The organism is Acidimicrobiia bacterium (assembly GCA_040289475.1).
Lineage (GTDB): Bacteria > Actinomycetota > Acidimicrobiia > ATN3 > PSLF01 > PSLF01.
Window position 1 is genome coordinate 26,297 of record PSLF01000013.1, and the last position, 23,246, is coordinate 49,542.

General features: G+C 54.7%; 19 protein-coding genes. 18 read left to right on the top strand and 1 reads right to left on the bottom strand.

The window, feature by feature from the left end:
• The first annotated feature begins 17 nt into the window (after positions 1-17).
• The 12 genes from C4318_07480 to C4318_07535 all read left to right on the top strand — a co-directional run bounded on the left by C4318_07480 (position 18) and on the right by C4318_07535 (position 14,453).
• Entirely contained in the window at positions 18-1,871 is a 1,854-nt protein-coding gene (locus tag C4318_07480; protein ID MER3454979.1) for an ABC transporter, read from the top strand.
• Between the two features lie 10 nt (positions 1,872-1,881).
• The gene (locus tag C4318_07485; GenBank protein ID MER3454980.1) at positions 1,882-2,256 is read left to right on the top strand and encodes a hypothetical protein; all 375 of its coding nucleotides are present in this window, start codon (positions 1,882-1,884) and stop codon (positions 2,254-2,256) included.
• A gap of 378 nt (positions 2,257-2,634) precedes the next feature.
• Positions 2,635-4,032 carry a Fe-S cluster assembly protein SufB gene (sufB, locus tag C4318_07490; protein MER3454981.1) on the top strand — a complete coding sequence of 466 codons (1,398 nt, stop codon included), beginning with the start codon at positions 2,635-2,637 and terminating at the stop codon, positions 4,030-4,032.
• A 10-nt stretch (positions 4,033-4,042) separates the two neighbouring features.
• Positions 4,043-5,419, top strand: coding sequence for a Fe-S cluster assembly protein SufD (gene sufD / locus C4318_07495; GenBank protein ID MER3454982.1), 1,377 nt, complete (start codon positions 4,043-4,045; stop codon positions 5,417-5,419).
• A complete protein-coding gene (locus tag C4318_07500; GenBank protein MER3454983.1) occupies positions 5,416-5,757 on the top strand; it encodes a (2Fe-2S)-binding protein in 342 nt (113 codons plus the stop codon). The genes sufD and C4318_07500 overlap by 4 nt, the downstream gene beginning before the upstream one ends.
• A complete protein-coding gene (gene sufC, locus C4318_07505; GenBank protein ID MER3454984.1) occupies positions 5,750-6,481 on the top strand; it encodes a Fe-S cluster assembly ATPase SufC in 732 nt (243 codons plus the stop codon). The genes C4318_07500 and sufC overlap by 8 nt, the downstream gene beginning before the upstream one ends.
• On the top strand, positions 6,390-7,604 hold the full coding sequence (locus C4318_07510; GenBank protein MER3454985.1) for a hypothetical protein: 1,215 nt from the start codon (positions 6,390-6,392) through the stop codon (positions 7,602-7,604). Before sufC ends, C4318_07510 begins: the two co-directional genes overlap by 92 nt.
• A gap of 149 nt (positions 7,605-7,753) precedes the next feature.
• On the top strand, positions 7,754-8,755 hold the full coding sequence (locus C4318_07515; protein MER3454986.1) for a ketol-acid reductoisomerase: 1,002 nt from the start codon (positions 7,754-7,756) through the stop codon (positions 8,753-8,755).
• A complete protein-coding gene (locus tag C4318_07520) occupies positions 8,756-9,940 on the top strand; it encodes an aminotransferase (protein MER3454987.1) in 1,185 nt (394 codons plus the stop codon).
• Positions 9,941-10,041: 101 nt separating this feature from the next.
• Positions 10,042-11,649, top strand: coding sequence for a phosphoglycerate dehydrogenase (locus C4318_07525; protein ID MER3454988.1), 1,608 nt, complete (start codon positions 10,042-10,044; stop codon positions 11,647-11,649).
• 373 nt (positions 11,650-12,022) lie between these two features.
• On the top strand, positions 12,023-13,567 hold the full coding sequence (locus tag C4318_07530; GenBank protein MER3454989.1) for a 2-isopropylmalate synthase: 1,545 nt from the start codon (positions 12,023-12,025) through the stop codon (positions 13,565-13,567).
• A gap of 163 nt (positions 13,568-13,730) precedes the next feature.
• Entirely contained in the window at positions 13,731-14,453 is a 723-nt protein-coding gene (locus C4318_07535) for a cysteine hydrolase (protein ID MER3454990.1), read from the top strand.
• 10 nt (positions 14,454-14,463) lie between these two features.
• On the opposite strand, the gene C4318_07540 is transcribed toward C4318_07535, so the two are convergent.
• The gene (locus C4318_07540; GenBank protein ID MER3454991.1) at positions 14,464-15,348 is read right to left on the bottom strand and encodes a hypothetical protein; all 885 of its coding nucleotides are present in this window, start codon (positions 15,346-15,348) and stop codon (positions 14,464-14,466) included.
• 430 nt (positions 15,349-15,778) lie between these two features.
• On the opposite strand from C4318_07540, the gene gnd reads away from it, so the two are divergent.
• The 6 genes from gnd (at position 15,779) to C4318_07570 (ending at position 23,237) form a co-directional block, all read left to right on the top strand.
• Positions 15,779-16,684 (top strand): 6-phosphogluconate dehydrogenase (decarboxylating), encoded by a 906-nt coding sequence (gene gnd / locus C4318_07545; GenBank protein ID MER3454992.1) that lies wholly within the window; start codon positions 15,779-15,781, stop codon positions 16,682-16,684.
• Positions 16,681-18,066 (top strand): glucose-6-phosphate dehydrogenase, encoded by a 1,386-nt coding sequence (zwf, locus tag C4318_07550; protein MER3454993.1) that lies wholly within the window; start codon positions 16,681-16,683, stop codon positions 18,064-18,066. The genes gnd and zwf overlap by 4 nt, the downstream gene beginning before the upstream one ends.
• Before the next feature lie 72 nt (positions 18,067-18,138).
• Entirely contained in the window at positions 18,139-19,170 is a 1,032-nt protein-coding gene (locus tag C4318_07555; GenBank protein MER3454994.1) for a 3-isopropylmalate dehydrogenase, read from the top strand.
• Between the two features lie 27 nt (positions 19,171-19,197).
• The gene (locus C4318_07560) at positions 19,198-20,109 is read left to right on the top strand and encodes a branched chain amino acid aminotransferase (GenBank protein MER3454995.1); all 912 of its coding nucleotides are present in this window, start codon (positions 19,198-19,200) and stop codon (positions 20,107-20,109) included.
• Between the two features lie 135 nt (positions 20,110-20,244).
• Positions 20,245-21,834, top strand: a complete 1,590-nt coding sequence (locus C4318_07565) for a citramalate synthase (GenBank protein ID MER3454996.1) — start codon at positions 20,245-20,247, stop codon at positions 21,832-21,834.
• Between the two features lie 26 nt (positions 21,835-21,860).
• The gene (locus tag C4318_07570; protein ID MER3454997.1) at positions 21,861-23,237 is read left to right on the top strand and encodes a hypothetical protein; all 1,377 of its coding nucleotides are present in this window, start codon (positions 21,861-21,863) and stop codon (positions 23,235-23,237) included.
• The last annotated feature ends 9 nt before the right edge of the window (positions 23,238-23,246 follow it).

Sequence of the window (23,246 nt, forward strand, 5' to 3'; positions counted from 1 at the left end):
GGAACTGCGGGTAGTAGGTGATCAAGACGCGGGGCACGAGATCTGGACGCCTGAAGCGCGCAAATTCAGGACCGAATTCGAGGCTTTCTACAGCTCCCGATACCAAAGAAGGCGCCGAAGAATACCTTGCCTCGCATCCACTAAAGCGGGCATGGGCCGACATCCGCCCAATGTGGAAGCAGATGCTGCTCGCGTCGATTTTCGTGATCGCCGGAGCATTGGCGCGATTGGCGGTGCCTCAGGCTGTGCGGTTTGGGATCGACAACGGTGCAGCAAAGGGAAAGGCCGGGGTTACGAACTTATTGGTGGCTTTTGCTGTTGGACTCTTCGCCCTCGCAGCAACATACCTTTTTACTAGGCTGCAAATCCTAAAGGTTTCCCAGTTATCCGAGGCGTACCTGCTTCATCTGAGAAGAAAGGTATTTGCTCACATCCACAGCCTCGATGTGGACTTCTTCGACAAGGAGCTGACGGGCCGTTTGGTGGCACGGATGACGTCAGATGTCGAGTCTCTCCAGAACTTTGCGATTCAGGGGCTAATAGTCCTCATCTCATCGGCCCTCGGCTTTCTACTTTCTCTTGCTGTCCTGGTGCAGATGTCGTGGCGACTCACCGTCGCTGCCCTCTCGGTTCTACCGGCTTTAGTGCTGGCCACGATTGTTTTCAGGCGGAGAGCCAACCCTGCTTACTTGCAAGTTAGAGAACGAGTGTCGCAGGTGATGGCACGCCTTCAGGAGAATCTTACCGGAGTGCGAGTGGTGCAAGCCTATGCTCGGGAAGCTAAAGATGCCGAAAAATTCGAGGGCCTGAACGAAGCTCAGTTCGAAGCCCAGCTCGACACAGCACGCCTTCAATCTCTCTACTTTCCAGCTGTGGAATTTTTGGGTATGGCCTCGGTGGCTATTGTGCTGGGCTACGGTAGTTACCTAGCTGCCTCAGGAGCGATTGGATTCGGGGTTGTCGCTGCCTTCCTCTTGTACCTTTCCAACGTATTCGAACCCATTCAGCAGGTATCGATGCTGTACAACGAGTTCCAAGCGGCTTCGGCGGCCTTGAGAAAGCTCTACGGAGTACTAGACGTAGAGCCCAACCTAATGGATCACCCTGAGGCCCGTCCTCTTGTGGTACGGGAGGGAAGGATTTGTTTTGAGAACGTAAGTTTCTATTACGAACCTCCCAAGCCAGCGCTGGATCACGTGACTGTAGAGATTCCAGCAGGCGCCAGGGTCGCGGTGGTCGGCAAGACTGGAGCTGGCAAATCGACTCTCGTAAAACTAGCCGCTCGCTTCTACGACCCAGATTCCGGCAAGGTATCCATCGATGATCAGGATCTAGCTTGCGTAACACTGCGTTCTGTACGCGAGCAGATCGTATTCGTTCCTCAGGAGGGATTCATTTTTTCAGGGACCGTGTGGCAGAACATTGCGATGGATTGGGACCCTAATCTCAGGCAAGATGCAATAGATTCTGCGCGAGATCTCGGTTTGGACCCTATCTTCGAAGCTCTTCCGGAAGGATTCGACACCAAATTGACAGGGCAGGGACAGATTCTCTCTGCAGGTCAGCGCCAGCTCATTTCCTTGGCTCGGGCGTACTTTGCTCAGCCGATAGTGCTGCTATTGGATGAGGCAGCCTCTTCTGTCGATCCGTTAACCGCAACGGCTATCGAAGCTGCGCTTGCAGCATTACTCGATGGGCGTACGTCTGTGACAATAGCTCACCGCCTAACCACGGCATCCAGAGCCGATCTCATAGTAGTGATGTCGGAGGGGAAGATAGCAGAGGTGGGGACCCACCAGGATTTACTCAAAAGAGAGGGTCACTACGCCGCTCTTTGGGCCAGCTGGTCACGGTCGGCTTCAGTTGACTAGCCCAGTGGGGGTGGACATGGCAGACCCACGTGGCAACCGCGACCCTTCTTACACGCTAGATCCTAAAGATCTGGCTATTAGAGTCGAGAAAGCGCTTGGTAAGCCGCCCCTTTATGCTCCCGATTTCACATTGGTAACCGAAGAAAACGAAATTCTTCGGGGAAGGGACGCCACTACGTGCCTCGAAGAGAGGGGGGTCGAGCCTGTGATCAACGCTGCCTTAGGCTCCCGATCTGGTGGAGGTTTTCTACTCGTCTACGAGCGCATATCGTCAGCTATCCGCTTTGACGAGCCCTGGCCCGCTCCGGCTGCCTCGGTGATAGAGCTCGACTCTGATCTTCGAGTCATAGAGCGCCGCGACTACGGCGGCTTTATCCGAGGATAATCCGAGGATAGCCCCGAGATGGACATCGTTAGCCCCTGTCTCGACAAAAACAATATCTTCTAAATCGCTTATGCCTCCGAGGGAGCGCATTTTCAAACAAGCTCTGTCTCGCCCATATCGCCAACAATAACCTTCATATCCAGAAGCTTTTGACATGATGAACGCCGAATTTTTCTGAGTCAGGAGTATTTTCCTGGGGTTGACCGTTGAAACTATGTGCATTACTATTCCGATTGAAACACTCGGAATTGGGAGTATCGCGCTGCATAAGTTTGATAAGGTTCATTGGTCAGTCTTAGGGGCCCTTTTACTGCTCTATAAGAGCAGGAGAGCGGAGAGAGCAAGAGTTCTATCGATAAGAGAGGTAGTCGAGGAGAAATGGCAACGGCGGAAGTAGACATCGGCGCGTACAAGCTCGGGTGGCGAGACCCAGAGGTCTACGAGTTCAAACCCGAGAAGGGGCTATCAGAAGAGATTGTTCGCCGTATCAGCGAGATGAAGGGCGAGCCGGAGTGGATGAGGAGGTTTCGCTTGCGCGCCCTCAAGCTGTTCTGGAACAAGCCTATGCCGAGGTGGGGCGGCGATCTTTCAGAGATCGACTTTGACGACATCTACTACTACATAAAGCCGAAAGGAGTTGGGGCGCACTCGTGGGACGAGGTTCCAGAAGAGATCAGAAAGACCTACGACCGGCTTGGCATACCTGAGGCTGAGCGCAAGTATTTGGCAGGGGTTACGGCACAGTACGAGTCAGAGGTGGTCTATCACCGCAACATTGAGGAACTGGAGCGGCAGGGCGTGATCTTCTGCGACATGGACACTGCCCTCAAAGAGTACCCAGACTTGGTCAAACAGTACTTTGGAAGGGTCATTCCTCCAAACGACAACAAGTTCGCTGCGCTTAACTCGGCGGTGTGGTCGGGAGGATCTTTTATTTACTGTCCAGAAGGCGTGAGCGTCGAAATGCCGCTTCAGGCCTATTTCAGGATCAATGCAGAGAACATGGGACAGTTCGAGAGAACGCTGATCATTGCTGAACCGGGCAGCTATGTCCACTACATTGAGGGATGTTCAGCTCCCATCTACTCGACTGACAGCCTTCATGCAGCTGTGGTCGAAATTATTGTGAAGCCCGGCGCCCGGGTTCGTTACACAACGATCCAGAACTGGTCCAACAACGTCTACAACCTAGTTACCAAGAGGGCTGCGGCTTACCAAGAGGCAACGATGGAGTGGATCGATGGCAACCTGGGGTCCAAGCTGACTATGAAGTACCCATCAGTGTACATGTTGGGCCCCAAAGCCCGCGGTGAGGTGCTCTCCATAGCGTTTGCAGGCAAGGGTCAGCATCAGGATGCCGGGGCCAAGATGGTCCATGCCGCCCCAGAGACCTCCAGTCAGATCGTGTCTAAATCTATTTCTAAAGATGGCGGTCGAGCTGGGTACAGGGGTTTGGTAAGAGTTGAGAAGGGGGCGCACAAGGTCAAGAGCAACGTTCGTTGTGATGCGCTCATTCTCGATGAAAAAAGCCGTTCGGATACGTATCCGTATATTGAGTTCAGAGAGAAGGACGCTCAAATCGGGCACGAGGCAACGGTATCTAAGGTGGGCGAAGATCAGCTGTTCTACCTTATGAACCGAGGTCTCCCAGAAAACGAGGCGATGTCGATGATCGTGAACGGCTTCATTGAGCCTGTCGCGAAGACCTTGCCCATGGAATACGCAGTCGAACTGTCGCGCCTCATTGAGCTGCAAATGGAAGGCTCGGTCGGCTGAGAACTGGGCGGTGAACGTAGACTTTCGACTCTCGGCCGATCATGGCCGAGAATTGCACCGACTTCAACTTGATGTTCCAATGCCTAAGGGCCGTCGCGCGGCCTTGGAGAGCTTCGCCTCTTTGGACCTACCGTCTACAGAAGACGAACTTTGGCGGTATACCGATGTGACGTTTCTGGGCGAGACAGTAAGGAGTCTGCCAGAGGGGATTTTGGATTCTAGAAACTACGCTGAGCCCGAGCCGCTTCACTCTGGATCTAGGTCAGACGCATTGGGAGAGATCGCAAGCCGCACTGGCGCCGACGAGGGTGTAATTCTAGATCTTGCCCACCTGTCGGGCATTTTAGCCCTTAGAGACGGCGTGCCTGGCCCGTTGTTGATTTCAGAGAATCTCCTACGCAACCGAGCAGTTATCAGAGCGATTCCACCGACGGAGGATCCCGATCACCCTCTCTGGTTCGAGCTGGTTTCGCCTACTCAGGACAAGTTCACTTCTTTGGTCGCTGCCTTTGGGGTCGATCTACTCATAGACATTCCTGACGGTGTAGTAATTGAGGAGCCGTTGGTAGTTTCAGTTTCTGTGACGCACATGGGGCAGGCTAAGGTTGTGCCGTTGCACATCACTCTCAAGCTGGGTGAGAACTCTAAGATCCCTCTGTTCGTTCACTACTCGGGAACTGGACCATCGGACGGAGAACCGTCACTACTCCTTCCGGTAACCGAGGTGAGCGTAGGAGAAGGTTCCAAGCTTTCATACGTCGTCTTGCAAGAACTGGAGCACTCCGTGTGCAACATAGAGACTTCCCGTGTGAGCCTGGGCCGCGATGCTTGGCTCTCTTCTACGGTGGTGTCCCTTGGCGCACGGCTTTCGCGGCATCGCGTAGAAACAGCGATGGCGGGAGAAAACTCTCAATCAGAGATGTTGGGTATCTACTTTGGAAATAGCGATCAACACCTCGACCTCCGGACGCTCCAGGATCACCAAGCGCCTAGGACTGTAAGCGATCTTCTATACAAGGGTGCGGTAGAGGACGACGCTAAGGCCGTCTATGCCGGCTTGGTACGAGTAGAGAAGGACGCTCAGAAGATCAACGGATTCCAGACCAACAAAAATCTTGTTCTGTCAGAGGGAGCATCTGCAGAGTCAATTCCGAATCTTGAAATTCTCGCTAACGACGTCAGGTGCTCCCATGCCTCCTCTATCGGGCCTGTCGACGAAGAGGAGGTCTATTACCTTCAAAGCAGGGGAATCGACCCTGATTTGGCTGAGGAGCTTATTGTGGAGGGCTTTTTTGAAGAGGTAATTGAAAGAATTCCCTCCGGAATGACTGCAGAGAGGATTAGGAAGGAAGTGTCAGAGAAGTTTGCTTCTAGGGAGTCGAGATGAGTGAGGCTTCTGATTCAGGCAAGATCGTAAGGCTGGCAGCTTCCTCAGAAGTCGAAGAAGGTTCCGGAAAGATGTTCGAAGTTGGGAACAAAAAGATTGCGGTATTTCGCTTCCAGGGGCGCCTTTACTGTATAGACGACACTTGCACCCACGAAGACGAAAGTCTTTCTCAAGGGGAAATAATTCCCGAGGAGTGCGCCGTGGAGTGTCCCAAGCATGGTTCCTTGTTCAGCTTAGCCACCGGCGAAGCACTAACTTTGCCAGCGACAATCCCTGTTGCGATCTACCCAGTCGAAGAGCGCGGCGGAGAGATTTTTGTGAGGATCGGTGATGAGTAAGCCCCCGGCGCTCCTTTTAGACGGTATTCGCGGTGGTCCTGGAGGTCGGGAGATTGTCGCCGGGGTGAGCCTTGAGGTAGGGCCTGGCGAGATCCATGCCCTCATGGGTCCCAATGGGTCTGGCAAGACCACACTCGTTCATCTGTTGATGGGTAAGCCTGGATACGAGCTCTTAGGCGGTGATATTTACGTCGGAGGCGAGAGAATTACAGGTTTAGCTACGTATGAACGAGCTCGAAAGGGACTGTTCGTTGGCTTTCAGTATCCTACGAGTCTTCCAGGGATTCGTCTAGCACGGGTTGTGGGTGCTGCGAAAGGAAATGGGCAATACCTTGAAGAACTAATAGAGAAGGAAGCTAAACATCTTCGCCTTGATACTTCGCTTCTACAAAGGGGCCTCAATACTGACTTTAGCGGCGGAGAAAAAAAGCGTGCAGAGATCCTTCAGCTTCAGCTTCTCGAGCCGAAAGCCGCGGTTTTAGACGAAATAGACTCAGGGTTGGACATAGACGGTCTTAAACTCGTCGCATCTGGGATCGAGGCCGCGGCAGAAAGAGGTACCGGAATACTTCTTATTACGCATTATCAGAGGATCTTAGAGCATGTCGTTCCAAGCCGTGTGCACGTGATGATTGCGGGAAAGATTGTCCGTTCTGGCGGTCCTGAGCTGGCCTCCGAGCTTGAAGAGAGCGGCTACGACTTCGAATCAAAGACACAGTCGTAGCTCATCTCATCTACGCAACACCCAACATTGTATCTCGTGGAAGATTCAGGTTTTTCTAAGGCGCTCAGGAGTAGAAGGGTTGCGCCCGCTTGTTAGCGTGGTGATTCCCACTTATAACAGGGGACCATACTGCCTCGCAGCGGTTCGATCGGCACTTGGTCAGAATTACAAGCCAATCGAGATTGTCGTAGTGGACGACGGATCCATCGACGGCACATCATCGCTTCTGCGGTCGGTCGAGGGCCCCGTCAGGTACATCCGTCAAGAGAACGCAGAGCGGGCTGCCGCCAGAAACCGAGGGGTTCTCGAGGCCAAGGGAGAACTCGTCGCCTTTCTCGACTCCGACGATTTATGGAGCCGTGACCACTTGAGCAACTCGGTCGCCATGCTCGTCGCGCACCCTCGCGCGGCACTTTCGTTTGCCAGAGCCGCCTACATTACAGACAAGGGCCATTTGCTGGGAGAGGCTCCTTCCCCGAGGCTGCCTCCTGGATTGGCAGAAAGTCACGAGGCAGTGCGAGCAATTTCTAAAAACTTTGTTCCCTTCCCTCTTTCTTCCGTTGTGGCCCGTCGGGAAGTGCTTCTCAAGTGTCGATTCAACGAAGACCGTTCCCTTTCGCGCTCGGAAGACTGGGAGCTTTGGGCGAGAATTGCATCTCGGTATCCCGTCGTAGCAACTGGGAAGTTGTCGGTGTTCATTCGGATTCATCGACACAACACATCTCGAGATGCTGATCTTGCAGCAAAAGCAATGAAGCGCGCCCTAGAGCTGGCTTTTGAGGATCCTATAGCCGGTGCTGCGCTTGCTTCATACCGAGAAGATCTTGAGTCTGCTATCGAGCGGGAACTAGCGAGACTTTATGCGATGTGTGGAAGGAAGGCGGAGGCCCGCGCGGAGCTCGAGTCATTGTCGAGGCGTAAAGGCATTCATGGGCAGAGGCAGGAGGTGTGGCGACTGCGGGCGATGTTATGGCTTCCTATGCCATTGTCGACCGCCTTAAGGGCGACCAAAAGGGCTCTGTGGGGAGCGAGATCCTTTGTGGTTTGGAGACGAAAAAGACTAGAGCTACAAGCAATGGGAGTCGACTTCACCCGCGTGGCTAATCGCGACGAGATGCAATGATTGTCGCTTGGGACGACGCTCCATTCTCTTCGACCTATCGCTGCTGCTCGGAATAAGCTTGGGCCTGGCCGAAGTGTCCGCTTTTGCCATCCAAGATCTGAGCGGTGTAGATAAACGTCTCGTATCGAGAACTAAACGAGGAGTCGACTATGGCAACTGTTTACTACGACAATGACGCTGACATTTCGCTCATTGCCTCCAAAAAAGTGGCCGTTTTGGGTTATGGGAGCCAAGGGCACGCCCATGCCCTCAACTTGAGAGACTCCGGTGTGGACATACGAGTGGGATTGCGACCCGACTCGCCCTCTGCAAGTGCCGCACAAAAAGAGGGCTTGCGGGTGATGGACGTGCGATCTGCGTGTCAAGAGGCGAACGTAATCATGGTTCTCGTGCCCGATCAAGTCCAGAAGGCGCTCTACGAGACTGAGATAGCGCCGGCGCTAGACGATGGGGACGCTTTGTTTTTTGCCCACGGCTTCAACATTCACTTTGGGTTGATAAGGCCGCCTTCTTCTGTCGATGTGGTGATGGTAGCTCCCAAAGGACCCGGCCATTTGGTTAGGCGTACGTATTTAGAGGGAAAAGGAACGCCGTCCCTTCTCGCAGTTCATCAGGATGCCACGGGCAAAGCAAAGGAGCTCGGGCTAAGTTATGGGAAGGCATTGGGATCTACGCGGGCAGGACTACTAGAGACGACTTTCAAAGAAGAGACAGAGACCGATCTTTTTGGTGAGCAGGTGGTGCTGTGTGGCGGGCTCACGTCATTAGTTATGGCGGGCTTTGAAACACTTGTAGAAGCTGGGTACCAGCCCGAGTCTGCCTACTTTGAATGTTTGCACGAACTAAAGCTGATCGTAGACCTTATGTACGAGGGTGGAATTTCATGGATGAGATATTCGATCTCCGACACCGCTGAGTACGGGGATGTCACGAGAGGACCTCGCATAATCACGGAGCAGACAAAGGCCGAGATGAAGCGGATCCTCGAAGAAATTACTACCGGGAAGTTTGCGACAGAGTGGGTGCTAGAGAACCAGGCCGGCCGTCCTCACTTTGAAGCATTGAGGCGCAAAGGGCTCGAGCATCCCATAGAAAGAATTGGCAAGGAGCTGCGGAAGATGATGCCGTGGCTAGAGAGTAAGGAAGTATGAGTGATCGATAGGCCTGAAACTCTTCTAACCCCCGGTCCGGTACCGGTCTCCCCAGATGTCTTGCTAGCGCAGGGCAGTCCAATGCTCTACCACAGAGGCCCGGCTTTTTCGGAGCTTCTCCAAGACATCGCTGACGGAATAAGGATGTTGTTGCGGACCGAAGCGCCGATCGTTATCCACACCGCCTCGGGAACAGGCGGCATGGAATCGGCTGTTGCTAATAGCTTCTCGCCGGGCGACAAGGTACTGGTTGTCTCCGTGGGGAACTTCGGTGAGCGTTTCGTCAAGATTTGCCGAGCATACGGTCTAGACGTCGAGGTGCTTGAGTATGCGTGGGGCGAAGAGGCGCGGGCTGATGACGTAAGGAAGGCCCTAGCGAGGACACCTACTTGCAAAGGGGTGTTAGTGACTCACAGTGAGACTTCCACAGGGGTGGTAAACGACATAGAGTCGATTGCGGGAGTGGTGAGAGAAACCGAAGCACTTCTTATCGTAGATACAGTCTCGGGTGCAGGAGCATGTCCCTTCGAGATGGACGCCTGGGGAATAGACGTTGCAATAACGGGATCACAGAAAGCAATGGCTGCCAGCCCTGGGGCCGCGTTTTTGGCAATCTCGGATAGGGCTTTAGAGGCTCACCGCAACGCTTCGTTGCCGCGCTTTTACTTTGATTGGACGCAGGCATTGGAGGCATTCGAGAGGCCCAATCACGAGTGCCCATGGACCCCGGCAATTTCTGTGCTCATGGGGGTTCGAGTTGCACTCGACAAGATTTGGAAAGAGGGGCTAGAGCGCATGATAGATCGCCACCGGCTGCTGGGCATGGCCACGAGAGCCGGGCTGACGGCGATGGGAATGGAGATTTTTGCTTCTTCGCCCGAACGGTCGAACGTAGTTACATGCGTCAAAGCGCCTGAAGGCCTCGACACCTCCAAGCTTGTTTCTCGTGTACGCGAAAAGTTTGGACTGGTGATTGCGGGAGGCCAAGGAAAACTGAAAGGCAAAATATTCAGAATCGGCCACCTCGGCTGGGTAGACCGATTCGACATACTTCGTGCATTAGCCGCGGTAGAAGCGGTCCTGCCTGAGCTTGACGTTCCGGTAAAGCACGGCGTTGGAGTACAAGCGGCACTAGAAGTTTTCGAGAACGCTGACCGAGAATTTGCCGGCGACTCCCCTGTGTGAGGACGCAGTATTCCCGAGGTTCCTAAGGCCTAGAAAGATCTGATCTATAAAGAATGTGAAGCGGATAGTTTGGAAATGAGACTGGACCCAAAGGTCTGGAAATGGGAACTAAGGTCCTCGTAACCGAAGAGATCGCACCTTCAGGTCTCGACATCTTGCGGCAGGCTGGGCACAACGTGGACTTTCGCCCCGGTATCGACCACCGGGAATTGATTGAGGCGGTCTGCGATGCAGCGGCACTCATAGTCCGGTCTGGGACCCAAGTGACAGCGGATGTGATCGAGGCGGCCCCTGCCCTTCGAGTAATTGGAAGGGCTGGCATTGGGGTCGACAACATCGACGTCGAGGCTGCCACTAGAAGAGGAATAGTGGTGGTCAACGCTCCCCAGTCGAACACTCTGTCGGCTGCCGAACACACGATGGCACTCATGCTCGCCTTGTGCCGGAGGATTCCCGAAGCCGACCGCTCGATGCACGCGGGAGAGTGGAAGCGATCCGCTTTTGTTGGGATCGAGCTCGCAGATAAAACACTCGGAATCGTGGGCCTAGGACGCATCGGCACTCTGGTCGCCCAAAGGGCTCTAGCATTTGGCATGCGACTAATCGCTTACGATCCGTATGTGTCCCAAGAGCGGGCTAGGCAGATGAGCGTAGAGCTCGTGTCCTTAGAGGAGCTTTGTGAAAGGGCTGATGTCATCACCGTGCACCTTCCAAAGACGAAGGAGACGGTCGGCCTCATCAACAAAGAGCGAATAGCGTCTATGAAGCCGTCGGTGCGAATTGTCAACACCGCTAGAGGCGAGATTGTGGACGAGGAAGCGTTGGCCAGCGCACTCTATGAGGGGAGGATCGCAGGCGCAGCAGTAGACGTGTACTCCCGAGAACCCCCCCCACCAGACCACCCTCTATTGGGCGCTCCGAACACTGTTCTAACTCCTCATCTTGGAGCAACCACCGCGGAAGCGCAGGACAAAGCGGGAAAGGCCGTAGCCGAGCAAGTGGTGGCTGTGCTCCGCGGGGAGCTGGTTCCGTTTGCTGTCAACGTCGAGGTAGGAAGAGAGATCCCAGAGTTGGTCAGAGCCTTCCTTCCTCTTGCCGAGATACTCGGGAGTTTTTACACCGCTCTTGCGGGCGGCCTGACCGAGCGGGTGGATGTGGCTCTAATCGGGCAGCTGGCCGAGGTAGACGACCGGCTGATTTCCGTGGCAGTGCTCAAGGGGATGTTTAGCGCAATTAGCGAGGAGCCCGTTTCCTATGTGAATGCCCCCCTTATTGCCAAAGATAAAGGGATAGAGGTCCGTCGAAGCTCGTCGGCCGCGTCAGAGGACTTCGTTAGCTTGATTCGGGTCTCGGGCACCGGGTCCGCAGGTTCGATTTCTGTAGCGGGAACACTGGTCGGGCCACGTCAGGCCCCTCGCATTGTCGAGATCGGCGAGCACTCGATCGATCTTCCACCCAGCCGGTATATGCTTATCATTCACAACCAGGACAAGCCAGGAGTTATCGGACGGGTAGGAACAGTACTCGGAAACGCCGGAATCAACATCTCGAACATGGCTGTAGGACGCGACCCGGGTGGTGCTCACGCTCTGATGGGACTCAACTTGGACTCGCCGCCCAGCGGGGAGACGTTAGAGGAACTTCGCAGAGCTGATGGGATCGTCGATGTCACTCTCCTGATTCTGGAGTCGGCTCCCGAGGTAATATAGGGGAAACTCGGAAAAGTTACTACCGACTAGCTCATTCGCAAGTAGCTTTGTGCTTGATATCGTCGACGGCAGTAATTCTTTGACATCTAGGCTCCCAGGGTGCATGATCGCGACTGTTATGGTATCTGTGAACGCTTCATCTGACTCGGCATACTCTTTGCAGGCGAGCGGGCACGCCAGCGAGCTTTTGCTTACCTAAAGGCGCGTCCGGGAGTACCCCTGGCGCGCCGAGACCTCGCACTAGAGAGTGCGAGGTTTTTTATTTGCGTGGGAAATGCCCAAGGTTGGTTCGAGGTAAAGACTTGCGATACCAACGGTAAGAGGAGTCGAGTACAAAAGTTCAGGACAGATTGAACTCAATGTTGGAGGCGACATGAGCAACAGACTACTGATATTCGATACGACATTGAGGGACGGAGAGCAATCTCCAGGAATAAGTCTGAACGTGGCGGAGAAGGTAGAAATCGCCGAGCAGTTGGCCCGGCTCGGCGTAGACGTAATAGAGGCGGGGTTCCCCGTTGCCTCTCCGGGCGACTTCGAGTCGGTCAGAGCTATCGCTCAGACCGTAAAAGGTGCAACGATCGCGGGGCTTTCTAGGACTCACCTCGAAGACATCGACCGCTGCTGGGAGGCGATAAGAGACGCAGATCAGCCCCGTATCCACGTCTTCATCGCTACATCTCCCATCCACATGGAACACAAGCTAAGAATGACTCCGGATCAAGTCAAAGAGGCGGCTGTGGCCGGCGTAAAGCATGCAAAGAAATACACTTCGGATGTCGAGTTCAGCCCAGAGGATGGAACTCGGTCCGACCCGGATTTTCTCGTCGACGTATTGCGAGCGGTTGTCGAAGCCGGCGCGACGACCCTGAACATTCCCGACACTGTCGGATACGCCATACCCTCCGAGTTCGCGAGCTTGATCTCGTACCTTATCGAGAAGGTGGATGCTCCCCAAGGAGTGGTGTTTTCGACCCACTGCCACAACGACCTGGGTCTGGCAACTGCCAACTCGCTGGCGGGTGTGGCGGCTGGCGCACGTCAAGTCGAGTGCACGATAAACGGAATTGGCGAACGGGCTGGTAATGCAGCGCTCGAAGAGATCGTAATGGCTGTCAAGGTGAGGTCCGATCAGTTCGGGGTAGAAGTTGGAATAGCCACCGAAGAGATCGCACGAACCTCGAGACTGGTGTCTCGGTTGACCGGCTACCCTGTTCAGCCGAACAAGGCTGTCGTGGGACGCAACGCATTCGCGCACGAATCGGGAATCCACCAGCACGGTGTCCTTATGAACCGCAAGACCTATGAAATTATCGATGCCGAAAAGGTGGGGCGAAAAGCAGCAGAAATCGTTTTGGGAAAGCACTCCGGTCGCCACGCTTTCCAAGACACCTTGGAAAAGATGGGAATTCATCTCCAGGGGGATTCTCTCAATGCTGCATTTAAAAGGTTCAAAGAACTGGCCGATAGAAAATCCCAAATCACCCAAGCCGATGTAGAAGCTATCGTCGCCGCCGAGCTGGGACAGCTAGAGGATACCTTTGTTCTAGAGGAGTTCGAAGTGCGAGGGGGAACGTCTGTCGATCCCGTGGCTCGCGTTGTCCTTCGGCGCAACGGTGACAGGTCGGAGGCCGAGTCTACGGGCGATGGAATGATCGATGCGGCCTGCGCCGCGATCTCGAAGGCCGCTGGAGTTTCCGGACAACTCGTAGCATTCAATGTGTCTTCTGTAACCGAGGGTACAGACGCGTTGGGAGACGTGACGATACAACTGGAGGTGGATGGCCGGACCGTGACTGGACGAGGCGTCTCCACTGATGTTGTCGAAGCATCTGCGAGGGCTTACCTGTCGGCCGTCAACATTGCTGTAAGGCTGGGGAGCAAGCCAAAGCATCGCAAGGCAGAGGTCGGCCCATAGACACAGTTGACCCTTTGAGGATTGTTTCGCCCCTCGATCGCCAATTGGAGTCGTGGGGCGTTGCGATTCTTCGAATGTTTGGTGTGGCGGAACCTAACGTAGCCATCCGTTGGCAACTAGGCAACCCGCTTCATCAACGCATCGAAAGGGGTAGGACTCGAAAATGAGTCGAGACAGTAGTCATGCTGGTGACCGAGAGCGAGTGTGGTTGCCGGTGAGGGCGGGCGGTGAGTTCACCGCTCCACACTATGACAGCGCCTCTCTGCTTACGATCGACATTCAAGTGGACACGGTGGGTGCCGGTGCTCCATTCGAAGACCCCGACGCCGGAGAGATGATAGTAAAGGCCTCGGCACTTACCAGGGCATGGCGAGAAGCAGGGGGGCTGATAGTCCATGTCGTGCGCTTGTACGAGGACGATGGTTCGAATGTGGACAGGTGTCTTCGAGATTTGTGGTGCAGCGGTTGGCGAGCTCTGATTCCTGACACCGACGGGGCAGAGTTAGTTCCTGAACTGAAACCCCGCTCCAATGCTCGGTTGTCGTCACAGATGCTGTTATCTGGTGAGGTGCAGCTGTGGAGCTGGAACGAGGCGGTGGTCTACAAGCCTCGCTGGTCGGCGTTTTTCAACACCGCTTTAGACGGCTTTCTCTCTAGTCGCCGAATCGACACCGTAGTGGTGGTTGGTCACCTTTTCGAAAACTCTGTGCGTGCAACCTTGCAGGATGCCACAGCCCACGACCTGCGAGCGGTAGCCGTTTTGGACGCAATCTCGGGAAGGGTCACTGCGGATTCCTTGGACGAAGTAGCAAGGTGGGGTGTCGAGGTGACCACCGCTTACGACGTAATCGAAGCTCTCGTTCTCCGACACTCCGAGAACCGCTAGAGCTTGTGCGCTAGGTTTGTACCAGCCGAATGGAGTGATCTTCGGCTACCTCAGGGGGCCGCGCCTCGGGCACGAGGCCTGCGAGGTTGAAGCAGGGCGAGTTGGGGTTGGCTCTCCACGAAAAGGTCGCCAAACACCGTCCCTGAAACACTGTAACGAGAGGAGCGAGCTGACCCGATTGGGGGGTAGCTTCGACAAGCTCACGGGTTTCTCCAGTAATCGGGTTCTCCTCGAGTATCCTGCGCCCCGATAGGAGGTTCCAAGAGCGTGGGCCGGTCAACGTGGCTCTAAACAAGTAGGGAGTTACCCCCACGGGGACTCCTTGGTTACTCATCCGGAACCGGACGGCGATTCCGCAGGTGTCCGTGATCGGAAAAATCTGGAGTTTGCAAGGGAGGATATACCTCATCTCGGGAAGGTCGATCCGCGGAGGGAGCGTCATTACGTGGTCTCCTAGGTTAGGAGGGGGGAACTCTCCCGGGATTATCTGTAGAAGGGGAAGCCCCGACCGTCTGGGGATAGCTCCGATGAGAAGCTCCTGCGCGGTAGTTTCTTTCACGACCCAGCACTGGGGAAGGTCGGAGTCGACGCCAGGAGGGGCGAGAACCAGCACTGGCTGCGCAACTTTGCCCTTGACATCTAACGGCGGCAGCTGGACCAATTTTGCCTTCAGCGTACGAGGATCTGTTTGCCAGGCAAACCGCAAGATATGGGCTGTAGCCCACTCTTCCCCTTGCGGTGGCCTCACTATGACCTGGTGATGATAGTTGACTTGGTCGCCTTGGGTAACCGGGGGAAGGTAGGGAAATGTAGGAGGACCCTCTGTCGGCAGGGCGAGCACCGGTGCTGGCCCAGAGGGGGTCTTTTCTGCCTGTTCCGTTAGGCCTAACCCCAATGGTGGGCCCTCTGGGGTTGCAGTAGGACGCATTTGTCCCTCAGGAGAGGGGCGAGAAGGAGGTTGGTATGTCATTTTGTCCGCAGCCTCATCACAAACGACAGCACCCCGAACCGCGGCCTATACCGCCTGTCAGCCGGAGAAATTATCGGCAATCCTTCCAGGATTTACTAGCAGTTGGGGAAAGCACACCTAACTGGTTTAGTCTACGAATGAGTGTACATCAGCACAGTGACACATACGAGACGGTATAGGCGAAGCTGTGAAGAAAAATCCAGACCATTATCGTGTTCAGGAGGGGTGTAGCGTCGAGACTTGAAACAAGAAGACATGTTTCACAAGTTTTTGTGCTTAGGGCTGCGAGCCGAGGCTGCGATCGTCAGATAGGGAAGAAACCGATACAAGCGACACAGATTTGTGGAGGCAACCGATGAAAATAGGAATCGTAGGGTTAGGCAGAATGGGATCCGGAATGGCAAAGCGCCTCAGGGCTGGCGGCGTGGAAGTAGTCGGATACACCCGCGATCCCTCGAAGACTGAAGTTCCTACCTTGGAGGCACTTCTCGAATGCATCGATATTCCTCGAGTCGTGATCACGATGCTTCCAGCTGGCGAAGTTACCGGTTCAACTATTGAGCGGCTTAGCGAATTAATGGACTCGGGAGATTATATTGTTGACGGGGGAAATTCCTACTTTGGCGACTCTATCGAGAGGGCCAAACGTCTCGAGCAAAAGGGCATACGTTTCGTCGACGCAGGTATAAGTGGCGGTATCTGGGGCGCAGAACTAGGCTACTGCATCATGGTAGGCGGGGACCCAAAAGATGTTTCCTCTCTTGAGCCAGTACTTCGCATTTTGGCAACCGAGGGCGGTTTTGCGCACGTAGGTCCGCATGGGGCAGGACACTTCGTCAAGATGGTCCACAACGGAGTAGAGTACGCAATGATTGAGGCCTATGCGGAGGGCTATGAGCTGCTCACCGCCTCGCCTTTGCGTCCAGATCCAAAGACTGTTTTTCAGTTGTGGATGAACGGCAGCGTCATTCGATCGTGGTTGTTAGAGCTCGCAGTAAGGGCACTCGAGGAAAGTCACGACCTCGCTGATGTTCGTGGTTGGGTTGAAGATTCGGGAGAAGGGCGGTGGACAGTCGAAACTGCCGTCAGACTCGGAGTTCCGGCGCCTTCAATTTCCGAGGCTCTCTACAGGAGATTTGTTTCTCGCCAAGAGGACTCGCCTGCCATGAGGTTGGCAGCAGCTCTTCGGAAACAGTTTGGCGGACACGCTATAAAGCCAGCGGCGCCCGGAGGATCTTCCCAAGCCGATAACGCGTCATGAGTGGCGAGCGCTCGGACGCAATTTTGCTTTTTGGTGCCAGCGGAGATCTCGCGAAAAGGAAGATTATCCCTGCCCTTTATAACCTTGTCCGAAAGGGGCTTTGGGATGGCCCAATAATTGGTGTCGGTCGTTCGAAATGGACAGCTGAAGACTTCCGCAACTACGCGCGGGTATCGATTGCCCAGTTTGCGGACAGCGCAGACGAAGCTGCTGTTGAAAAGCTCACATCTTTGATGAACTTTGTGAGCGGCGAGTACGAAGACCCCGAGACTTTCGAGAAGATGAAATCCTTGTTGGCGGGTGTAAAACGTCCCCTATTTTATCTAGCGATCCCGCCCAGCTTGTTCGAGACCGTAGCATCGCGGCTTTATGAAATTGGGCTTGCTGCAACGGGAAGAGTCGTTGTCGAGAAGCCCCTTGGACGAGACCTCCAATCTGCACGACAGATCGGCGAGTGTCTCGAGCGCTGCTTCCCAAAGGACGCAGTATTTAGAATTGACCATTTCCTTGCTAAGGAGGCCGTTAGAAACCTTTTAGTGTTTCGCTTTGCAAACTCGCTGTTAGAGCCAGTATGGAACAACAGATACGTAGCTGAGGTACAAGTTACCCTTTCAGAAACTTTGGGTGTGGAGTCAAGGGGCTACTTTTACGAAGAGGTCGGCGCAGTAAGAGACGTGGTTCAGAACCATCTAATGGAGGTCGTAACCCTTCTCGCTATCGAACCCCCGCTTGGAATGGATGCCGAATCTCTTGCGGTCGAAAAGTTGAAGGTACTGAAGGCGATTCGCACTCTCGATCCATCTGACGTAGTGCGCGGGCAGTACATTGGTTATCGTACCGAAACAGGCGTGGATCCCGCTTCACAGGTGGAAACTTTTGCCGCTTTGCGGCTGGAAATTGATTCATGGCGCTGGGCAGGCGTGCCGTTCTATATACGAACCGGTAAAAGACTTCGCTCCGACGCGCTATTTGTAGCAGTCATTTTTCAGCATCCTCCCAGAATGCTTTTTGCAGAGCCTTACGTCAGACCAGACCCCAATGAGATAACTTTTAGGCTCGATTCGGAAGAAAAAGTTGCGTTTCGTATGCAGGTAAAGGTTCCCGGTGAGTTAGTAAAAGCTCAGCCGGTGAGTGTCGAGTTTCAATTTCACTCTGAGTTCGGAGAAGAGCACGAGAGCGAGTACGAGCTCTTGTTAGGAGATGCAATAGAAGGAGAACACACGCTGTTTGCTCAACAGTCGACAATCGAGGAGTCTTGGAGGATTTTCGACAGGGTAGTACACAATCCTCCTCCTCTAGAGTTCTACGAGCCAGGTACGTGGGGCCCCAGAGAGGCAGACGAGATTATCCGAGCTGGTAGCTACTGGAGGGTGCCTCGTTGAGCTAAAAAGTTTGTCGCTTTATAGCTTTCGCATTGCACCTCGACAACAACGGGAGGACCGGTGAGCTACCGAATTGGTGTGGTTCGGGGGGACGGAGTCGGGCCAGAAGTCGTGTCCGAGTCGCTAAAGGTTTTAAAGGCAGCGGGACTCGAGGCTGAGTTCGTCGAGTACGACTTGGGAGGGGAGCGCTACTTGGCGACTGGCGAGGTGCTCCCGGATTCGGTCCTCGAGGAATGGAAAGGACTTGACGCTATTCTCTTGGGGGCTGTGGGGCACCCTGCGGTACCGCCGGGAGTGTTGGAGAGAGGATTGCTCCTCAAGGCCCGCTTCTCTCTGGACTTGTATATCAACTTGCGCCCCGTCCGGCTTCTCCCCGGCGTTCCTAGCGCCTTGGCCAATCGCGGCCCTTCAGACATCGACTTTGTGGTAGTGAGAGAGAACACCGAAGGTATGTACTCCGGAGCAGGAGGCTTTTTGCGGGAAAACCAATCCGAAGAAGTAGCAGTGGAGAACTCCATAAACACCGCAGCAGGAGTACGCAGATGTGTCAAATATGCCTTCAATCTTGCCGAGACACGGAGCCGCAAGCAGTTGTGCGTTGTGCACAAAGCCAACGTTCTGATTCACGCCGGAGTTATGTGGAAGAGAGTGTTCGACCAGGTAGCATCGGATCACCCCTCCGTCGAGACATGGTATTGCCACGTCGATGCAGCCGCCCTCCACATGGTCCTGACCCCGTCCCGCTTCGACGTCATCGTGACCGACAACTTATTCGGAGACATCCTTACAGACCTGGGAGCTGCGATTTCCGGGGGACTCGGCTTTGCTGCCAGCGGCAACATCAATCCCGACACCCGCCTGCCATCCATCTTTGAACCGGTTCACGGATCTGCTCCTGACATTGCCGGGACAGGAAAGGCTAACCCCATTGCGGCGATCCTATCTGCTGCAATGATGCTTGACCATATTGGCGAAAGAGATATGGCTCGACGTATCCACCTAGCTGTGGAGCAGTTCTGTAAACAACACCCTGTGCGTCCCGACGGAACCTTCGAGGTGTCCACTTCCGAGGTTGGTGACATAATAGCTGCGGCGCTTGGTTGATAGATCACACCTGGGAGCCTGAAAGACATGATCGAAACAGTTGACTACATCTGGGTCAATGGCGAATTCATCCGGTGGGAGGAGGCCAGAATCCACCTGCTCACCCACTCGCTTCACTATGGGCTCGGAGTCTTTGAGGGAATTCGCTGCTATGCGACTAAGGATGGTCCAGCGGTATTTCGGCTTACCGACCACATGCGGCGCCTACTGCGCTCAGCAAAGATTCATCTTTTACGACCCAGGTACTCCGTGGAAGAGTTGGTCGCGGTAACAAAGGAGCTCATCCGCCGAAACGGAGTGGACGAGTGCTACATTCGCCCCATTGTCTGGCTAGGCTATGGGGAGATGGGACTCAATCCTCTTAACTGCAGCGTCGAAACTGCGGTAGCACTCTGGCCATGGGGAACCTACCTTGGTGAGGAGGGATTGAAGCACGGTGTCAGAGTGCGCATTTCCAGCTTTAGGCGACTAGACCCGAACATAATTCCGCATGCAGCCAAGGCAACCGGTCAATACATAAATTCGATCCTCGCCAAAGTCGAGGCGTTGCAGTCGGGTTACGACGAGGCAATCTTGCTTAACAGCCTTGGCTTTGTCACCGATGGGTCCGGAGAAAACATCTTTCACGTTCGCGACGGGGTAATATCCACTCCGCCTTGCTCTAGCGGAGCTCTCGAAGGGATCACCAGAGACACGATTCTCACAATCGCCAGTGATTTGGGCTACCAGACCAGAGAGGCCGACTTAGTGCGGAGCGATCTTTACGTTGCAGATGAACTTTTCTTCACCGGAACCGCAGCCGAGGTCGTTCCTATTAGGGAGGTTGATGGGAGAGAGATCGGCGAGCCAGGGCCGATCACCCGGAAGTGTCAAGAGTTATTCTTCTCGGTAGTTCATGGTGAGGTGGAGCGGTACCGCCACTGGCTTGAGTTCGTGTGACGAATACCCGCTTTTCCATGGAGGAGCTTCTCATACAATGGTGCCGACGGCACGGAGATGCCCGCACGACTACCGTAGCGTGTGTCCTCGCAGCGTGGTTCGCCGTTCTATCTAGATACCCGGAAAGGCCCTCTTATGCACGTTGACATTTATGACACCACCCTTAGAGACGGTGCGCAAAGGGAAGGATTGTCGCTAACTGTAAGCGACAAGTTGAAGATCGCATCGAAGCTTGCCGAGCTTGGGGTCGCATACATAGAGGGAGGATGGCCTGGATCGAATCCCAAGGACGACGAGTTTTTTGCTAGAGCGCCGAAGGAAATCGATTTTGGGGAGTCTGAGCTAGTCGCATTTGGATCCACTAGAAAGCCCTCTGGATCTGCCGCCGAGGACGAAAACTTGGCTGCACTCTTGGCGGCGGGTACTCGAACCATATGCATCGTAGGCAAGTCCTGGGACTATCACGTAACCGATGCATTGCAAACCACCCTGGACGAGGGAGTCAAGATGGCCGCGGAGTCAGTGGGGTACTTGAGGTCGAAAGGACGCCGAGTTTTCTTTGATGCGGAACATTTCTTCGATGGATACAAGCGAAATCCCAAGTACGCGTTGGAAGTGTGCAGCGCCGCGTTGGAGGAGGGCGCTGAGTGCATCATTTTGTGCGACACCAACGGAGGCACTCTTCCACACGAGGTGTCTCGAATCGTGAGCGAGGTGTTCGATGCTCTCGGTGACGATGTTGCTCTCGGAGTTCATTTCCATAACGATTCAGGGTGTGCAGTTGCCAACTCCCTAATTGCTGTCAACAGGGGAGTCAGGCAGGTACAAGGATGTATTAACGGTCTAGGCGAGCGAACTGGAAACGCCAACCTGATCGAGGTCATCGCCAATTTAGTACTCAAGATGGGGGTAGATTGCATTCCTCTAGATAGGCTCAGAAACCTTACCGAGACAGCACACTTTGTGGCAGAAATATCAAATACGCCTCTGAACCCCCATGCGCCATATGTAGGAAGCGCGGCCTTCACTCACAAGGCTGGGCTGCACGCTTCTGCCATAGCACGTCGACCCGATGCATACGAGCACATCGATCCGGATCTGGTGGGTAACAGCTCGCGACTGGTTGTCTCCGAACTGGCTGGTCGCTCAACGGTGATGCTGAAAGCTAAGGAACTAGGAATCGATCTGTCTGCCAGGCCCGAAGTTGTAACCGAAGTGCTGACCAAGCTGAAAAATCTAGAGCACATCGGGTATCACTTCGAAGCCGCTGACGGGAGCTTCGAGCTGTTGGTAAGAACTGCGGCGGGATGGAGGCCGGAATACTTCACTCTGGAGTCCTTCCGGGTGATTATGGAAAAGCGGACGGATGGCGGCGTCGCCACTGAGGCAACGATAAAAATCCATTGTGGAGGCGAGAGAATCATCGCAACGGCAGAGGGTAACGGTCCCGTCAACGCTCTGGATAGGGCTCTTCGAAAAGCCATAGGTCAGATATACAAGGACTTGAAGGACGTCCACCTCACTGACTACAAAGTCAGGGTACTCGATCCAGATAGGGGCACAGCGGCAGTCACGAGAGTGCTCATTGATAGCACCGATGGTCACACGTCTTGGAGCACAATAGGCGTGTCCGAAAACATCATTGAGGCGTCTTGGCAAGCGCTACAAGACTCCCTCGTGTTGGGGATCCTCAGGTCGCAAGAGCGCCGAAATACTGCTGAGTAGGTTATGCAAGGCCGGCAACCGGGGCGGTGATCCATCGCTGTCTCGTCTCGCTGCTCGTGAGCGCAGCATTACTTGGAGCTGCATGTTCTCGGTACGGCCCTGTACCCCCTGCAGAGCAGTCCCCTATCCCTCTTAGCTTCTTCACTCTTACAACTCAAGCTGGCAAGACTTACTTTGCAGTCTCGGTGAGACTTCCAGGAGACATCGCATACTCCAAGGCTCGGTTGACGATGAAGTTCCCGAGGGGCGCCGTGGAAGCGGTCGAGCCTCCACCGGAGGGTACTAGTGTCTCACGGGTCTGGAACGAGTCAGTGGAATGGGCAATATCCGATGCATCGGGCCCCTCCATCCTCGGACCCTTTGCCGTCTTAGCGAAAGATTCGACGGTGAAGCCTGAGTGGGTGAAGTTTTCTTGGACTGGAGGGGAGGTCTCCAGCAACTACTTAGTCCAACGTAATGCCGGCGGCGCTTCCGGCTACGGAGTTCTCCGTCCCACGGCAACCACCTCTAGAATCCTCATTGGACATGAGACCGAGATAACGGCGTATGCCGTAGGTGGTGGAATACAAGGAGAGATTCACGTTCTTGCTCTCAAAGACCCGGTAGATCCACCACCTCCCGATGCCGCTGTCGAACGCGAGGTTCAAGTGGCACAGTTTAGTGTCACCGTCGACCCCGATAAGCCGTATCTGGTTGGACTAGAGATGCCCGCGCCAAGGCCGCTCCCTCCCTTAGCGCGCTTGCGGGTCGAAAAAGCTCCTTTAGAGCCGTTAACTGCCGCTTTCGAGCCGGCAACTTTCGCTGGAAGGGTCTCATCGGAGGGATCTCGAATTCTGGTTCCGATCGCTGGATCCGGCCGTTATAGAGCTTTTATTGACACGGAGGAATACAGAGCTGCAAGGTCACGCCTACGATTCGAAGTATTGGCATCAGCTCAAGCCATACGCACCAGGCTAGATGGGGCTGCCAAGGCGTCCGAGCCCAAGCTTGCCCCCGCCTACTACGCTCTAGGCGAGGCTCCCGCTCTTGAGATCCTTGCGCGGGATGCGCCTCACAGTTCCGCATATGCAAATCCGACGACACTCACCGAAACCGCATGGGTGGGCCCGCTTCTATGTAGCATTCAGGCGTGCTTAGGGACGAGTTCCAAGAGGCCTGTGGTTGTTTGCGATGTTACGTATGGCAACACAGGTTGCTTGGATACGGTGCCGGGAGCTCCAGAGGCAGGATTGACGGTTGGCAACAACGCCAAGATGGGAGAGATATGTGCAAGTAGGTTGTGCTTCATTCCCGGAAAAGCGCTTTCCGACAATAGAGGCGTTGAGCCGGCGAAATTGGATCCTATAGTCTTCGCTCAAGTAAGCGACGAGCTGCTGGCGTACTCAGGAAACGCGATTGCATAGGCCGAGGAA

Excerpts from the sequence above, each read along its gene's own strand:
- sufB (MER3454981.1), top strand. The coding sequence starts at position 2,635 with ATGGCAACGGCGGAAGTAGACATCGGCGCGTACAAGCTCGGGTGGCGA.
- C4318_07500 (MER3454983.1), top strand. The coding sequence starts at position 5,416 with ATGAGTGAGGCTTCTGATTCAGGCAAGATCGTAAGGCTGGCAGCTTCC.
- sufC (MER3454984.1), top strand. The coding sequence starts at position 5,750 with ATGAGTAAGCCCCCGGCGCTCCTTTTAGACGGTATTCGCGGTGGTCCT.
- C4318_07515 (MER3454986.1), top strand. The coding sequence starts at position 7,754 with ATGGCAACTGTTTACTACGACAATGACGCTGACATTTCGCTCATTGCC.
- C4318_07525 (MER3454988.1), top strand. The coding sequence starts at position 10,042 with ATGGGAACTAAGGTCCTCGTAACCGAAGAGATCGCACCTTCAGGTCTC.
- C4318_07530 (MER3454989.1), top strand. The coding sequence starts at position 12,023 with ATGAGCAACAGACTACTGATATTCGATACGACATTGAGGGACGGAGAG.
- C4318_07535 (MER3454990.1), top strand. The coding sequence starts at position 13,731 with ATGAGTCGAGACAGTAGTCATGCTGGTGACCGAGAGCGAGTGTGGTTG.
- gnd (MER3454992.1), top strand. The coding sequence starts at position 15,779 with ATGAAAATAGGAATCGTAGGGTTAGGCAGAATGGGATCCGGAATGGCA.
- zwf (MER3454993.1), top strand. The coding sequence starts at position 16,681 with ATGAGTGGCGAGCGCTCGGACGCAATTTTGCTTTTTGGTGCCAGCGGA.
- C4318_07560 (MER3454995.1), top strand. The coding sequence starts at position 19,198 with ATGATCGAAACAGTTGACTACATCTGGGTCAATGGCGAATTCATCCGG.
- C4318_07565 (MER3454996.1), top strand. The coding sequence starts at position 20,245 with ATGCACGTTGACATTTATGACACCACCCTTAGAGACGGTGCGCAAAGG.